Source organism: Pseudomonas abietaniphila (genome assembly GCF_039697315.1).
Classification (GTDB): Bacteria; Pseudomonadota; Gammaproteobacteria; order Pseudomonadales; family Pseudomonadaceae; genus Aquipseudomonas; species Aquipseudomonas abietaniphila_B.
Window position 1 is genome coordinate 6,299,892 of the sequence record NZ_CP155619.1, and the last position, 14,109, is coordinate 6,314,000.

At 58.6% G+C, this 14,109-nt stretch carries 14 protein-coding genes; 5 read left to right on the forward strand and 9 right to left on the reverse strand.

The features are described 5' to 3' along the window. Nucleotides 1-126 precede the first annotated feature (126 nt). The gene (locus ABDX87_RS27855; RefSeq protein ID WP_431061188.1) at nucleotides 127-384 is read right to left on the reverse strand and encodes a GNAT family N-acetyltransferase; all 258 of its coding nucleotides are present in this window, start codon (nucleotides 382-384) and stop codon (nucleotides 127-129) included. Between the two features lie 78 nt (nucleotides 385-462). Between ABDX87_RS27855 and ABDX87_RS29385 the strand changes: the two genes are divergently transcribed. Continuing rightward, the gene (locus ABDX87_RS29385) at nucleotides 463-966 is read left to right on the forward strand and encodes a substrate-binding domain-containing protein (RefSeq protein ID WP_431061290.1); all 504 of its coding nucleotides are present in this window, start codon (nucleotides 463-465) and stop codon (nucleotides 964-966) included. A 29-nt stretch (nucleotides 967-995) separates the two neighbouring features. Here the strand turns inward: ABDX87_RS29385 and ABDX87_RS27865 are convergent, their stop codons facing one another. The 3 genes from ABDX87_RS27865 to ABDX87_RS27875 all read right to left on the reverse strand — a co-directional run bounded on the left by ABDX87_RS27865 (nucleotide 996) and on the right by ABDX87_RS27875 (nucleotide 4,103). Beyond that, nucleotides 996-1,898 carry a sugar phosphate isomerase/epimerase family protein gene (locus tag ABDX87_RS27865; protein WP_346830789.1) on the reverse strand — a complete coding sequence of 301 codons (903 nt, stop codon included), beginning with the start codon at nucleotides 1,896-1,898 and terminating at the stop codon, nucleotides 996-998. Nucleotides 1,899-1,979: 81 nt separating this feature from the next. Further along, entirely contained in the window at nucleotides 1,980-3,149 is a 1,170-nt protein-coding gene (locus ABDX87_RS27870; protein ID WP_346830790.1) for a Gfo/Idh/MocA family protein, read from the reverse strand. A 30-nt stretch (nucleotides 3,150-3,179) separates the two neighbouring features. Beyond that, complete coding sequence (locus tag ABDX87_RS27875) at nucleotides 3,180-4,103, reverse strand: TIM barrel protein (RefSeq protein ID WP_346830792.1); 924 nt, start codon at nucleotides 4,101-4,103, stop codon at nucleotides 3,180-3,182. Nucleotides 4,104-4,239: 136 nt separating this feature from the next. On the opposite strand from ABDX87_RS27875, the gene ABDX87_RS27880 reads away from it, so the two are divergent. Next, nucleotides 4,240-5,295, forward strand: a complete 1,056-nt coding sequence (locus tag ABDX87_RS27880; RefSeq protein WP_346830793.1) for a LacI family DNA-binding transcriptional regulator — start codon at nucleotides 4,240-4,242, stop codon at nucleotides 5,293-5,295. Nucleotides 5,296-5,313: 18 nt separating this feature from the next. On the opposite strand, the gene ABDX87_RS27885 is transcribed toward ABDX87_RS27880, so the two are convergent. Beyond that, entirely contained in the window at nucleotides 5,314-5,994 is a 681-nt protein-coding gene (locus tag ABDX87_RS27885) for an MCP four helix bundle domain-containing protein (RefSeq protein ID WP_431061189.1), read from the reverse strand. A gap of 365 nt (nucleotides 5,995-6,359) precedes the next feature. Here ABDX87_RS27885 and ABDX87_RS27890 point away from each other — a divergent pair, with 365 nt between their 5' ends. After that, on the forward strand, nucleotides 6,360-7,100 hold the full coding sequence (locus tag ABDX87_RS27890; protein ID WP_346830795.1) for an IclR family transcriptional regulator: 741 nt from the start codon (nucleotides 6,360-6,362) through the stop codon (nucleotides 7,098-7,100). Here ABDX87_RS27890 and ABDX87_RS27895 read toward each other — a convergent pair. The 3 genes from ABDX87_RS27895 to ABDX87_RS27905 all read right to left on the reverse strand — a co-directional run bounded on the left by ABDX87_RS27895 (nucleotide 7,093) and on the right by ABDX87_RS27905 (nucleotide 10,498). Further along, a complete protein-coding gene (locus ABDX87_RS27895; protein WP_346830796.1) occupies nucleotides 7,093-8,013 on the reverse strand; it encodes an amidohydrolase family protein in 921 nt (306 codons plus the stop codon). The two genes, ABDX87_RS27890 and ABDX87_RS27895, sit on opposite strands and share 8 nt — an antisense overlap. A gap of 87 nt (nucleotides 8,014-8,100) precedes the next feature. Then, a complete protein-coding gene (locus ABDX87_RS27900) occupies nucleotides 8,101-9,435 on the reverse strand; it encodes an MFS transporter (RefSeq protein ID WP_346830797.1) in 1,335 nt (444 codons plus the stop codon). Between the two features lie 85 nt (nucleotides 9,436-9,520). After that, a complete protein-coding gene (locus tag ABDX87_RS27905) occupies nucleotides 9,521-10,498 on the reverse strand; it encodes a hydroxyacid dehydrogenase (RefSeq protein WP_346830798.1) in 978 nt (325 codons plus the stop codon). A 225-nt stretch (nucleotides 10,499-10,723) separates the two neighbouring features. Here ABDX87_RS27905 and ABDX87_RS27910 point away from each other — a divergent pair, with 225 nt between their 5' ends. Further along, on the forward strand, nucleotides 10,724-11,401 hold the full coding sequence (locus ABDX87_RS27910) for an RraA family protein (RefSeq protein WP_346830799.1): 678 nt from the start codon (nucleotides 10,724-10,726) through the stop codon (nucleotides 11,399-11,401). 81 nt (nucleotides 11,402-11,482) lie between these two features. Further along, nucleotides 11,483-12,730 carry an MFS transporter gene (locus tag ABDX87_RS27915; protein WP_346830800.1) on the forward strand — a complete coding sequence of 416 codons (1,248 nt, stop codon included), beginning with the start codon at nucleotides 11,483-11,485 and terminating at the stop codon, nucleotides 12,728-12,730. Here ABDX87_RS27915 and ABDX87_RS27920 read toward each other — a convergent pair. Next, nucleotides 12,717-14,060, reverse strand: coding sequence for an MFS transporter (locus ABDX87_RS27920; protein WP_346830801.1), 1,344 nt, complete (start codon nucleotides 14,058-14,060; stop codon nucleotides 12,717-12,719). The genes ABDX87_RS27915 and ABDX87_RS27920 overlap by 14 nt on opposite strands. Nucleotides 14,061-14,109 lie beyond the last annotated feature (49 nt).

Below are 14,109 nucleotides of genomic sequence, written 5' to 3' on the forward strand. Positions count from 1 at the left end.
ATGTGTTCTGATCAGATATGTGAAACCGCTCTCGTCTGCGTGCCCGCGAGATAAATAATTCGAGTGACGGCTTCTGGCCGAAAGCTGACTCTGTTAGAGCTTCCTGAGCTGCACGATGTGTGTCGCTTAAGCGTCTTTGGTTCGTGTGAAGCCGCAGCGCAGGTAAAAAGTGCTTGCCTCGGCGGTGTCGCTGTAAAGACGCACACTTTCAAAGTGCAAAGCAGCATGGGCAAGCAAGGCGCTAACCAGTCGCCTGCCAATCTGTTGCCCTCGTGGCGCAGGAACCACGTAAACACGCCACAGCCTCCCTGTACTGGCATGCGTGAACGGATCAACAGACAGACCTCCAATGCCCACCAGTTGCTGGTCCAGATATGCTGCCATTAGGCATTCGTCTGGCGCAATGTCGAGAATCCAGACGTCTCAACGGTAAGTGTCGATGACAGAGGAGGGGTCGAGAAGCTGTTCAGGTTCTTGATCACCCTGGGTCATCGCCATATCGCGCATATCCGCGGCGGCACGAAAGCCGCTGCTGCTGAGTGCCTGGAAAGCTACCTGCAAGTGATGCTCGAAAATGATCTGCCACCGCTGGTTTTTGAGGGCGGAAGCGACGCAGATGCAGGTCGCCGAGGGGTGGATGCGCTGGTCGCGCACTCACCCGTCCCTACAGCGATTTTTGCTTACAACGATTTGCTCTCCTGTGGTGCTGTCAATCGCCTTCACGGCTTGGGCAAGCGCGTCCCCGAGGACATCTCTGTGGTGGGGTTCGACGATATACCCGCTGCGGCAAGCGAAACACTCTCGATTACGACGTTGAGGCAGGATCGAGAGGATCAAGCCAGAAAAGCAGTTAGCGCACTTCTAGTTCTCATGCGCGAGGGGGATTCTCAGGCGCAGATAATTGTTGTGCCTGTGGAGTTGATGGTCAGGCGACCAGTCTCCGCCCCGCGTAAGCCCTTTAGATAAGGAGAGGCGGCCGAAGCGGCCTCTTCACGTTATTTGAAGTATTTGTCGACGTAAGACTGAATCTCACGGTGCATGAAACGGCCCGAGTCATCAGCGCGCTCTTCCCATCCGAATACGCATGCCGTGACGATGCCGTCGAAGCCGGTTTTTGCCAGTGAGCTGAAGAACAGATCCCAGTCGATTTCGCCCTGATGCATGTCCATGTGCTGGTGCACGGTAACCTTCGCTCCGGGTGGGTTGACGATGTAGCGCAACCCCGATGACGCCTTGTGATTGTAGGTGTCGGCGATGTGCACGTGAGCGATCATCGAACCTGCGTCGGCGATCATTTTCGCCATGTCATCACCGAAGTAGAAGGTGTGCGGCGTGCAGTAGAGAAACTTGACGTTCTGGGATCCGATGCTTTTCAGCATGTCCAGGGCCGGGTGCAGCGTTTCGCACCAGTCTTCAGGATGGGGCTCGACGTTCAGCGTCACGCCTTCCTTTTCCAGCACCGGCACCAACTCTTCCATGGAGCGCCACCAGGCGGCTTCGCTGGATTCGTGACTGTGTGAACCGCCGCAGCAACTGACCTTATGGCCGCGGTCAGGGGAGGGGCCTCGACCGAATTCGGAGTTCATGGTCGTGCAACCCATCTCCACAGCAATCTGGATTGCCTCCTTCCAGTAATTGACGGCCGTCCGGCGCTCATCCTCGTGAGGGCTGGCCCAGCGGTACATTGGCAGCAACGAAGCGAGCTGCAGGTTGTGGTCACGCAGCGCCTTTTTAAACTCGTTGATGCGTTCCTTGTGCGCGCGAGGGCGAACCCACCATGGCAAGAAGTCGTCGCGGGGAGACAGCTCCAGGTATTCATAGCCCAGCTCAGCGGTATTGCGGCACAGCCCGGGCAGGCTGAGGTGACGATGCATGTAGGGATCGAGTGCGATTTTCATTGTTGTTCTCCATAGTAATTGCACACTGCGCGCTGGGGCGCATATTTAGGTCGGTCATGCGGTAGGCAGAGCCGCCAGGCGTCAGTAGGTGACCCAAACGGAGTCTTTGTCGGCGGATTCCACGCAGCGCTCGACCCAGCGGACCCCCTCGACTCCTGCGTCGATATCGGGGTAGCGGATGGCGGCCAGAGCCTCGACATCGCCTCGGTCGGCGGCATCCATTGCCAAGGCGAAGCGGTAGTAGAGGTTGGACCAGGCTTCGAAGAGGCCTTCTGGATGCCCGGCACCGATTCGGTCGTCGAGCAACGCATTGGCATGCAGATAACCCATGCCGCGCTCAAGAATCTGGGCGGGCTGTCCCTGCACTTCGAAACTCAGTTGGTTGGGGCGCTCGTCCCACCATTCCAGGCTGGCTCGTGAGCCAATGACACGGATCTTCTGCCCGTGCATGGAGCCTGCGTTGATTGCGCTGGACCAAACCATGCCCATCGCGCCGCCTTCGTACTCCATCAGGGTGTAAGCGTTGTCCTCCAGCGGCGCGCGACTGGCCACGAAGCTTTGACGGCTGCACATCAGGCGCTTGATTTTCAGGTCAGGCAGCATCACCTCTGACAGGTAGAGCGGGTGTGTTCCTACATCTCCAAGCACATAACTTGGGCCTGCCTGGCGGGGATCTACACGCCATTGGGTTGCCTGGCTCTGCGCTTCGACAGGCGCGCTGTGAAACCCGTGAGCGAACTGCATGTGCACCATGCGGATTTCGCCCAGCTCGCCTGCAGCAATCATCGCCCGAGCCTGCTCGATCAGCTGATGGCCTGCGTAACCATAGGTCACGCCGACCACTCGATTATTAGCTTTGGCCACGTTGCGCAGGGTCTCGGCCTGCTCGACGGTGAAACACAGAGGCTTCTCGCAAACCACATGCAGCCCGGCCTCAAGGGCCGCTTTCGTAATCGCGTAATGGGTGCCATTGGGCGTAGCAATTGATACTGCCTGAATGCCATCGGGGCGCTGGGCCTCCTGCTCAAACAGGCTCAAATAGTCTGCATAGCAGCGCTCGGGATCGACGCCCAATTGCTCACCAAACGCGCGACCTCTGGCCGGGTCGATGTCGAAGGCGCCCGCCGCGAGTTCAAAGCTTCGATCGCGCAGGGCTGCGCTGCGATGGATATAGCCAATCTGGCTCTGGCTGCCGCCGCCCACCATGGCCCAGCGGATTGGCCGGGAAATTCGTTTGCTGCCATTGATCATGTTGTTGTCCTTTTTATTCAGCGTCGTGGATCAGAAACCGGTGCGGGCGAGGAAGGCCCGGCTGGCGGCGACATCGTCAAGGCTGCCATTAGCGTTACGCGGATCGCGTTCTTGCTCGACGGTGATGTAGCCCTCATAGCCCAGCTCGTGAATCAGCCGATACAGCGCCGGATAATCGATAACGCCTCGGCCAATCGGGCACATGACACCCCTGCCGCAGGCGTCGAAAAATCTGATGCGTTCATTCATCACCTGATCGAACACGCTTTGGTTGATGTCTTTGAAATGGATGTAATCAAGGCGATGGGCGTAGGTGCGCAGCGATGCAATAGGGTCCATGCCGGCGTAGTAGAGATGCCCTGTGTCCAAGCACAAGCCGGCGACCTCATCCGGAATGTCGTCGACCAGTCGCCCCAGTTCATCGGCAAACTCGATATAGCCGCCTGCGTGAGGGTGGATCACCGGCCTGATGCCGTATTCCTTCCACGCGATGTCACAGATGGCGCGGATGTTATCCATCATGTCGTTCCAAGCCGCATCACTCAGTCGCGGAGCTCGATCGGAGTGCCCGGCGGCGTAGTCGCGCTCATCGTGTCCCCAGTCCATGATCACCAGATAGGGGCCCGCATACCGCTGCTTGGCTTCCTGTTCGATGGGCGGCAATGTCTTGAGCAGTGTGCAGATGTCGTGGGTCTGGCGAAGCAGAGCAGGCCGGTTTGTGGGGGTAGCCAAGTCATCAAAAATCGTCCCGGCAACGACATGCAGCTGATTTTCTGCTAGCGCAGAACTCACGACTGCAGCATCCAGCGGTAGGTAACCGTATGGCCCCAGTTCGATTCCCCGATAGCCAGCTTCGGCAGCCTCACTCAAGACACGGCGCCATGGCGGCAGAAATGGGTTTTTGACGTCGTCGACGCCCCAGCAGCATGGCGCGGTGGAAATGTGGATGGTCATGAAGCACTCCGCAATTGTTGTTTTTAGCGAGCGTTTAGCGTGTGAAAAGATGCTAGTGAGATGCGTCAGGGGGCGCTACGGGAGAGTGGCATAACCTGTCAAAACCCTTCATGATCTGAAAAAGAGATGTCAAAACATGTCAAAGACTGTCCGTCAAAAAATGCGTCCCACGATGGAAGATGTCGCTCGCGAAGCGGGCGTCAGCCTCTCTACTGTGGACCGGGTCCTGAACATGCGCGCCGATGTCCGTGCCGATACCGCTCAGCGCATCGCTGCGGCGGCAGCGCGATTGGGCTTTCATGCCAAGGGCGTCATCGAGCAGCGAGTGTTGAATGACCGACCCACTGTACGGCTTGGATTTCTGCTTCAAAAAAGCGGGGTGGCGTTCTATCAGGGGCTGGCGCAAGCGTTGTCAAACGCAGCTGCGACGTTCGCGCGGGCGCGTATTCGAGTCGTGATCGGCTACTTGGATGACCTTGATCCAGCCACTGTCGCCCAACGGATTCTGGCTTTGCGCAAACAAGTCGATGGTTTGGGTGTTGTGGCCGTGGACCACCCTGTGGTGCGTGAGGCCGTTGCCAAGCTTCGTGATGGCGGGGTTCCTGTGGTGGCGCTGATCTCTGAGCTATCGACTGCTGTCGGAGCAGGTTATGTGGGCGTAGACAACCGACTAATGGGGCGCACTGCGGGCTGGTTCATTTCTCAGCTGGCGGCGACGCCTGGTTCGGCCGCCGTGATGGTCAGCAGTCAGCGTTTTCAGTGCCAGGAGTTATGCGAATTCAGCTTTCGCAGCTTCCTGGCCGATCACTCCAGCGACTGGGATCTGCTCGCCTCGCGCCTGACGCTGGAAGACGATGAGTTCGCCTACGGCAACACACTGGATTTACTGGCCGGCGAGCCTGATCTTGTGGGGCTGTACATTGCTGGCGGCGGTATTGCCGGGGTGGTGCGTGCGTTGCGTGAACACAAGGTCCAAGGAGAACGTCTGCCGGTGGTGATCTGTCACGACCTGACCCCTTTGACCCGAGAGGCGCTGAAAAATGCCTTGGTGCAGGCTGTCCTGTCGCATCCAGTTGCAGCTGTTGCAGAACAGGCGGTGGGTGCTCTCGCTGAAGCAGTAACGAGTGCGTCAGAGTACGCAGTTGCGAGGGTGATGTTACCGATTCAGATCGATGTCCCGGAGAGTATCTGAGCGTTCAGCTGCGGTGCTTTAGCCTGATGTGTCAGCAAGGTTGCACGCCAGCGGGTACCAGAAAAAATAGCTTCCATACATCGTGAATATAAGTTCCATATTTCGTTTCGGTTGAAAAATAATCCGAATTTTCTTACACCCATACCAATCGGTACGGCGAGACAGCAAAATATTAGGAATCTGCTCATGCCTCGTATGTTGCTTTGCTTGAGTGTGCTTGTGTTCTCTCTGTGCCCATGCCGATCTCAAGATTGGGGTTACCGTAGGAAGTCCCTTCATGTTGCGGTCGTTCAGCGCGGTGAGTACGTAGAGCTTGGGAAACGACTGTTCCGAGTTTTGTCGTAGCGAGCCGTTGAGCAGGTCGATCATTTCTTTTTCACGTCCTTGCTTGCCCAGGTCGATCAGTTGACGGATACCCGGCTCGGTCGCTTGCAGAATCGGCTTGATGGTTTCAAACAGTGCGCGCTCGTCTGGATGATCGATGCTGGCTGAGTAGGCCGCCTGCGCTTCGCTGAATTTCTTGAGCTGGAGTGCCAGGCGACGGTTGCTGTCTTCGCGCATTTCCGGAGATGGATAGAGCGCCAGCTTCAGTGAGTTGACCCGCAGGCCCAAAATGGCTTCGCGCATGGCGCCCAATGCAGCCGAAGACGGAATGCCGCTCTGCTGAATAGTGCGATTGGTGTTGTCGATCACGGCCATCTTTAACAAGCCGTAGAGCCGACAATGACCACGATGGAAGCGATCAATGTGAAGCTGATCGCGGATCGTGCCGCGATGGAGATGTTGCGGATCATGGTGCAGACCTCTGCGCGAGATAAAGGATGTACCTTCCACGAATGTGGGAAATATACTTATGTAGGCATGGAGTCGAGACTCTTAAGTGTTTAATGAAACGATGTTTCGAAATATTGCTATTTTGGGTGTGTGCCGCTCAGAGCCTGTAGGCGTCGCAGAGCGCGTGATGGCGTGTCTTCCCCCGTCCGGTAGCTATCCACCTTCAGCTATCGGATAATGCCGGCCTGTTTCGCTTTCGACGTTCAGTTAGTCGCCAAGGAGAGTCAACGATGGTCAAAACGCGTCCGCGCCCAGCGGTCAACGGCGTGGCATCTGCCGATCGGGTGCTCACCGTTCTGTCCGCATTCAGCGTCGGGGATACTGCTTTGAGTCTTGTCGAGCTGGTTGAACGCACCGGCCTGATCAAGAGCACCATCATGCGGTTGATGGTTTCACTGGAGACGTATGGCTTCGTCAACCGGATGGCGGATGGTCGGTACATGCTTGCTAGCGAAGTGATGCGCCTGAACGCGGTTTATCAGGAGGCGCTGGATCTGGAACGGCACGTGGTGCCAAGGCTGCACCAGCTGACCGACGAAACGGGCGAGACGGCCTCTTTCTATGTGCGTCACGGCGCTTATCGTCTCTGTCAGTATCGGGTCAATTCACCGCATCGCCTGCGTTTGCACCTGCAGCCAGGGGACATGCGCCCAATGGATGGCGCGGCGGGCGCCGAGGCGTTGCGCACGCCGTTCAGTCGTGCAAAGGACGGGCTGGAGCCGCTCTATTCCAGTGGCGCCACTGATCCACATGCAGCGTCAGTGGCGTTGCCCATCTACGGCCCGTTACAGGAGATCGTGGGGGCGCTGGTCATTTCCGGGCCGGCGGCCCGGTTGACCGCCGACTACGCAAAATCCATCCGGGATGTATTTGTCGCAGTTGCGGAGGACCTGACTCGCAGTCTGGGCGGCAAATCCACCCGCGAGGAAAAAGGCGCGCTTAACGCCCCTGTCCCGAAAGCTATCAACTGAAGCCGTACAGGCTGACCGGGTTGTCGCGCAGGATACGTGTCAGGTCCTGCTCCGCCGGTGCCCACTGGTAGAGCAGATCGAGAATCTCTGCATCGTTGGGCTTGTTTTCGGTCGCAGTGGGGTGGGGCCAGTCGCTGCCCCACAGCATTCTTTCCGGGTTTATCTTCACCAGCGCCAGCGCTACCTGGCCAACGTCGCTATAGCTGGGCGCGCCAACCCTGGATCGGATGTATGGGCCTGACAGCTTGACCCACGTGCGCTGGTTGTTCAGCAATCGAGTGATTGCAGCGAACGCGGCCGACTTCACACCCTCTGGCTGAGGTACATGGCCCATGTGATCGATGACCAGCCGGGAGGGCAGTTTCGCTAGACGGCTTTCCAAATCGGTCAGTTGCGTGCCCGGCGCCACGACCTGCACGTTCCAGCCCAGTTCATTGACCCGCGCCGCGAGTTTTTCCAGATCGTCGAGGTTGGCTCCGCCGTAGCTCAGGTTGAAGCGTATGCCGCGAACGCCTGCCGCGTGGAGCTCTTGCAGCTCCTTGTCTGTAATTGTGCCCGCGACCACCGCAACGCCGCGTGCGTCGCCTTTCGCGTTGACCAGTCCATTGAGCATGACCCGGTTATCGGTGCCGTAGGTGGACGGAGTCACAATGACCATGCGCCTTACATGAAGGCGCTCCTGAACGTGACGGTAATCTTCCAATGAAGCATTGGGGGGCAGCAACGTCGCCCCCGGTGCTGCCGGATAACGATCATCGTACAGGTGCATGTGGCAATCCACGCTGCCTGCGGGAGGCACCAGCATCGAAGTGTTTTCGCCGCTGGAATAGCGGAATCCTGCGAATGCATTGAGCGACATGAAAGCCCCGAGTGAAACGCCACCCTGAACGAACTGACGACGGGTAATGGTCATGCTGAACTCTCATTATTGTTGTGAATTTCGAGGAAAAAAAAGGTGCTCAAGTCTGGCCCGAGCACCTTTCATCGCCAGTTCGCAGGTTCAGCTCGCTTTGATCGAACCGTGCTCCCCAACGGGCTGCCGTTTGTGCTTGCGGCCCATCAACAGAACCGCAATCCCCCCGGCAGCACACAGGGCGGCCAGCGGCAGCATTGCCAGGGCGTAGCTTCCGGTGGCGTCATGGATGGAGCCATAGACGTTGACCATCACACCCCCACCGATCAGGTTGGCCAAAGCGCCGATAGCAGCCAGACCTGCCGCCGCCGTGCTGCTCGATAGCCACGTCGACACCAGCGCCCAGAACGGTCCTTTCATCGAGTAGGCACCGACCAGAACCATCGTCAGCAGCACCACGGTGGCTGGCAGCGAGGAGGTCACCAGCGCCAACAGCAGGCCGGCAGCGATCAGCAATAGCGTGAGCGAGGTGTGCCAGCGACGTTCGTTGCTACGGTCAGAGCTGCGTCCCCATATGATCATGGCCACCGAAGCGATGCCGTAAGGAATAGCGTTGGTGAACCCGATCTCCAGGTTGGACAGGCCGAAGGTCTTGAGCAACTGGGGTGCCCAAACGCTCATCGTGCTGCCAGCCGCCGATGCGCCGGAGTAGATTAGCGCCAACACCCAGATGTCTTTGTGCTTGAGCAGCTTCCACAACGACATGTGACCGATGTTGGTTTTGCGCTGTTTCTCTTCATCGAGTCGGTTGACCAGCCAGGTGCGCTGCTCATCAGTCAGCCACTTTGCCTGCTCTGGGCGGTCGGTCAGCACGAACAGGCACGCGATACCCAGCAACACGGCCGGAATGCTCTCCAGAATGAACAGCCAGTGCCAGCCGCGCATACCCATCCAGCCATCCAGCGTCAGCAGGAAGCCCGACAGAGGCGAGCCCAGGAAGTTGGCCCCCGGGATGGCCACCATGAAGATCGCGACCATGCGAGCCCGGTACGCCGACGGCAGCCAATAAGTCATGTACAGCAACACGCCCGGAAAGAAACCCGCTTCTGCAGCGCCCAACAAGAAGCGCATGACATACAGCGAGTTGGCACCCTGAACGAAAGCGGTACCTGCGGAAATGATGCCCCAGGTGACCATGATGCGAGCGATCCAGATTCGTGCGCCGAATTTCTGCAGCGCAAGGTTGCTGGGCACTTCGATCAGAAAGTAGGAAACGAAAAACAGGCTGCTGGCAAAACCGAAGATGGCTGGCGTGAGGCCCAGGTCGTGGTTCATTTGCAGCGAGGCCATCCCGATGTTGCCCCGATCAATGATTGCGATCAGGTAACAGACGATCAGAAAGGGCAGCAGACGCCAGGCCACTCGATGCATCGTGGCGCGTTCGAGTTCGCTGACGGGGGCGGCGGAAGGCTTTACGGCCATTGTGCTCTCCTGTGTTTATTTTTTTGGAGAAACGGTTCGAAACGCACGCGTGCCACTGCGCAGCGGCACTTGTTCGATCAAGAGGTCAGTCATTCATTAGGTGACGGTTTACGACGCACCTTGGGTCCATGGCTTCGCCTTCCCAGATCTTGATGACCTGTTGCACGGCCAGCAGACCAACACGGTCGCGGGCCTCGCTGGTATTGGCACCCACATGCGGGGTCGCTACCAGGTTGGGCAGGGTCCACAGGTCGCTGTCGGCAGGTGGCGGCTCAGGGTGGAACGTGTCCAGGCCCGCACCTGCGATCTGCCCGCTGCGCAATGCCTCGACCAGCGCCGGAGTGTCGATCAGCTCGCCGCGCGCTGTGTTGATCAGAATGCTGCTCGGGCGCATGCGCTTGAACTGGGCGGTGCTGAACAGGTTGCGGTTCTGGTCGGTGAGCGGGCAGTGCAAGCTGATGATGTCGCTGCTCTCGATCAGCCTGTCGAAATCGTCTTCGCGCTCGACGTGCGCGCGATCAGGTAGGACTTTGAGGAAGGGGTCGTACACCTTGACCTTTATCTGCAGTGGAGCGACCAAGTCCATGAGAATCCCGCCAATCGAGCCGAGACCGATCAGCCCAAGGGTCTTGCCAAACAGCTCGGTGCCGTTGGCCGTCGCTTTGTCCCAGTGACCGGCACGCAGCCGCGCGTCTTGGTGGGCTGTCTGCCGTGCAACGCTGAACAACAGCGCAAATGCGTGCTCTGCCACCGACTGTGCGTTGGCGCCCAACGCGATGGTGACCGGCACGCCACGCTTTGCTGCGGCCTGAATGTCGATGGAGTCGTAGCCCACGCCGTGCTTGGCAATCACTTTGAGATTGGCTGACGCCTTGATCATTTCTGCCGTCAGCTTGCCCTGGCGAACGATGATCGCATCCGGCTGCTCGTCACGGATGATAGCGGTCAGCTCATCCGCGGGCAGGTAGGGCGTGGTGGGAATGATCCGGATGCCCAGGCTGTCCGCGTGGTGCATGGCATCGGCTGTCAGGGCAGGGCCTGTCAGCAAGATTTTGCGAGTCATGGATATCTACCTTGTTTTTATCGTGAATATCGACCCACGAGGTTGTCGTGTGCTGAGTTCAACCCTATCACAATGAAATGCCATTTCAATAACGAAAAGAAATCAGCGATGAAGGGTAGTGCGGGCTAGGTTAAAAAATCTTGAATGCTGATAAATGAAATGCAATTCTATTATTTCAGCCGGGTATTGCCCGTCGGCACCCCACAATTTTAAGAGAGAGATGCCATGTCCATCGGATTCCGAGTCCTGAATGCCACCCGTAAAGTCAGCGCGGAATGGATTTCACGCTACCGCGAAGTACCCGTCGCGAACGTCAGCGATTCCATGAACCGTATGACGGCCGGTGGTGCCCGTCTTCGGCCGATGCATCGTGAAGGTGTGCTGGCGGGCGCGGCGCTGACGGTCAAGGCGCGGCCGGGCGACAATCTGATGCTGCATTACGCAATCGACATCGCTCAGCCTGGCGATGTGATCGTGGTCGATGCAGGCGGCGATCTGAGCAACGCTCTGATCGGCGAGATGATGGTGGCCTATGCCGTCAAGCGTGGCGTGGCGGGCATCGTGATCAACGGCGCCATTCGTGATGCCTGCAGTATCGGTGCCGGTGATTTCCCGCTGTTCGCGGCGGGCATTTCCCATCGCGGTCCGTACAAAGACGGTCCGGGTGAAATCAACGTCCCTATCGCCATTGACGGCATGGTGATCGAGCCAGGCGATTTGATCATCGGTGATGATGATGGTCTGCTATGCATACCCTATGATCACGTGGCTGAGGTGTACGAACGCGCCACCTTCAAGCATCATGCCGAGCTCAAGCAGATGGATCAGATTGCCAAGGGCGAAAACGACCGCAGCTGGGTGATCGAAACGTTGAAGAAGAAAGGCTGTCAGCTGCCAGAGTAATCTGGCGCACTGCACGACCATGTGCGAGCCGCCTGCTGTCTATCCAGAGCGGGCGGCCTGTGGCCCGCTACAGAGGCCTGAATGACGCCCCAGACTCCTTCTCGTAAACAGTGGCCGACTCCCGTCCGGGCACTGGCTCACCGTGATTTCCAGGTTTATTTTTTCGGCCAGGCAATTTCCACGCTAGGCAAATGGGTGCAGCAGGTTGCGTTGACCTGGCTGGCCTATCACCTCACCGGTTCCGCCTCATTGCTGGGGCTGCTGACCTTTCTGTCGTTGGCTCCGCAGCTGTGCATCGGCCCGCTCGCTGGCGCCTGGACTGATAAGCACGACAAGCGTCGGCTCCTGTTGATCGCCCAGGCTTTGCTGGCTGCTCAGTCGCTGTTTCTGTCGGTGATGACCTGGCTTGGGGACATGAACAGCTACTGGCTCATCGCGATGGCGCTTGTGCTGGGGGTGCTCAATGCGTTCGAAACGCCTCTTCGTCAGGCATTGATCGGCAGCTTTGTTGCCGACCCGGCGGACTTGCCCAATGCTCTGGCGCTCAATGCCATGCTGATCAATGCGGCACGTTTCATTGGCCCCCCGCTGGCGGGAGCGCTCATTGCGTACAGCGGCGAGGCGTTGTGTTTTCTGATCACCGCCTGTGCATTTTCTCTGTTGCTGTTTGCCTTGATGAAGGTCAAAGGGGTGCCCTCGGCCCGGGTGGCTGGCAAGACGGGGCAGATCTTCCGTGAGGGCCTCATTTATATGTGGGGCACATTCGAAGTGCGCAGGCTGTTGCTAAGCGTGGTTGTGGTCAATTTGCTGTCGTCTATTTATGCCGTGTTGCTGCCCGTGATCACGCGCGTTTCCTATCAAGGCGATGCCACCACGCTGGGCTGGTTGTGGGGCGCGGCGGGAGCCGGGGCGTTCGTCGCCTCACTGTGTCTGGCGCTGGGTGGTTCGTTGCCACGCCTTGCCCGCTTCATCGTGATTGCCGCCGCGTGCTGCGCGTGCGGACTCACAGGTCTGGCGCTGAACATGCCGCTGGGATGGGCCATGCTGTCTCTGGCGATTCTGGGGTTTGGCATCACCGCCAGCAACGTCAGCAGCAACATGCTCCTGCAGAGCCAGGCACCTGCCGAGTTGAGAGGGCGTGTGGTCGCGTTCTACCTTTCCATGCGCTTTGGTTTCGAGGCGTTCGGCGGTCTGTTTGCGGGATTGGTGTCGGTCGTCTGGGGAGCCCCGGCGACGATGGGGGTCGCCGGGGTGTTGCTGCTGGGCTACATGCTGTTCGATCACTTCTACTGGCGAACTCGCTCACCGTCGCCGACTAGCACTCAGTAGCGGGTTCAGCGACGGTGTCAGGCTTTGCCTGCTGCCTGGCTGGATCGCCCAGCCACAGCATCAGGCAGGTGCCCAGCATCAGAATCGATGCCACGGCGTAGAACGGTCCGGAGTAGGACTGCGTAGCGTCCTTGATCAGGCCGATCATGAAGGGGCCGACGAACCCGCCGAGGTTACCGATCGAGACAATCAACGCCAAGCCGCCCGCCGCCGCACGCCCGGTCAGGAACGACGAAGGAATCGCCCAAAATGTGGCCTGGAACGACAGAATGCTGGCAACCGCCAAAGCCAGGCTGGCGATCTTCAAGCCCGGTTGATCGATTAACGCAGCTGCGACCAGTGAAACCGCTGCGAACGCGAGTGCGCCCACCACATAAGGCAGGCGGTGCTTGCTGCCGTTAGCCAGTCGCGCCCAGATCGTCATGGACACTGCGCCCAACACATAAGGCAGTGCAGCGACTAGGCCAACGGTGCTGTTCTCCATGCCCAGACTCTTGATGATCTGGGGCATCCAGATGCCGATACCGATCGAGCCGACGATGCAGCAGAAGTTGATGGCTGCCAGCACGAAAACCTTTGGATTGGTCAGCGCGCCGCGCAAGGTGTTGCCATGGGAGGCGCTGATCGAAGCCTGCTCGCTGCTCAGCTTGTTTTGCAGCCAGGTCTTTTCCCGCTCACTCAACCAGCGTGCCTTGGCCGGGGTGTCCACCATGACGAACAGGCAGGCAATACCCAGCAATACGGCGGGGATGGCTTCGGCGATCAGCAAAAACTGCCAGTTTTTCAGGCCCAGGATCCCGTGCATGTCCAGCAGCCATCCCGAAAGTGGGGAGCCGAAAATATTGGCTGTTGGGATGCCCAGCAGGAACGTTGCCGTGGCTTTTGCCCGCCATTTGCCCGGAAACCAGTACGTGAAGTACAGATACACGCCCGGCGTGAAGCCTGCCTCGGCAAGCCCCAGCAGGAAGCGCATGATGCTGAAGCTGACAGGGCCGGTGGCGAACGCTGTTCCCACCGAGATCAGCCCCCAGGTGATCATGATCCGTGCGATCCAGATGCGTGCGCCGAAGCGCTGCATCAGCAGGTTGCTCGGGATTTCGAAAATGAAGTATCCAAAGAAGAACAGGCCCGCCGCCCAACCGAACATGGTCGCGGTCAGGCCGAGGTCTTTGTTCATGCTGATGGCGGCAAAGCCGACGTTGGTTCGGTCGAGGTAGCTGATCACGTAACAGACAAAGATGAACGGTACGATACGCAGCAGAACGCGGCGCAGCAGCTTTTCACCTTCTGCATCGGAGAGTGTGGCGGTGGTCGTTGTGTGCGGAGTCATGGCGTCACTTCTTTTATCGTTGTTGTTAGAAGGCTTGTGGGCCTATGGC

Excerpts from the sequence above, each read along its gene's own strand:
- ABDX87_RS27855 (WP_431061188.1), bottom strand. The coding sequence starts at position 384 with ATGGCAGCATATCTGGACCAGCAACTGGTGGGCATTGGAGGTCTGTCT.
- ABDX87_RS27865 (WP_346830789.1), bottom strand. The coding sequence starts at position 1,898 with ATGAAAATCGCACTCGATCCCTACATGCATCGTCACCTCAGCCTGCCC.
- ABDX87_RS27870 (WP_346830790.1), bottom strand. The coding sequence starts at position 3,149 with ATGATCAATGGCAGCAAACGAATTTCCCGGCCAATCCGCTGGGCCATG.
- ABDX87_RS27875 (WP_346830792.1), bottom strand. The coding sequence starts at position 4,103 with ATGACCATCCACATTTCCACCGCGCCATGCTGCTGGGGCGTCGACGAC.
- ABDX87_RS27880 (WP_346830793.1), top strand. The coding sequence starts at position 4,240 with ATGTCAAAGACTGTCCGTCAAAAAATGCGTCCCACGATGGAAGATGTC.
- ABDX87_RS27885 (WP_431061189.1), bottom strand. The coding sequence starts at position 5,994 with ATGGCCGTGATCGACAACACCAATCGCACTATTCAGCAGAGCGGCATT.
- ABDX87_RS27890 (WP_346830795.1), top strand. The coding sequence starts at position 6,360 with ATGGTCAAAACGCGTCCGCGCCCAGCGGTCAACGGCGTGGCATCTGCC.
- ABDX87_RS27895 (WP_346830796.1), bottom strand. The coding sequence starts at position 8,013 with ATGACCATTACCCGTCGTCAGTTCGTTCAGGGTGGCGTTTCACTCGGG.
- ABDX87_RS27900 (WP_346830797.1), bottom strand. The coding sequence starts at position 9,435 with ATGGCCGTAAAGCCTTCCGCCGCCCCCGTCAGCGAACTCGAACGCGCC.
- ABDX87_RS27905 (WP_346830798.1), bottom strand. The coding sequence starts at position 10,498 with ATGACTCGCAAAATCTTGCTGACAGGCCCTGCCCTGACAGCCGATGCC.
- ABDX87_RS27910 (WP_346830799.1), top strand. The coding sequence starts at position 10,724 with ATGTCCATCGGATTCCGAGTCCTGAATGCCACCCGTAAAGTCAGCGCG.
- ABDX87_RS27915 (WP_346830800.1), top strand. The coding sequence starts at position 11,483 with ATGACGCCCCAGACTCCTTCTCGTAAACAGTGGCCGACTCCCGTCCGG.
- ABDX87_RS27920 (WP_346830801.1), bottom strand. The coding sequence starts at position 14,060 with ATGACTCCGCACACAACGACCACCGCCACACTCTCCGATGCAGAAGGT.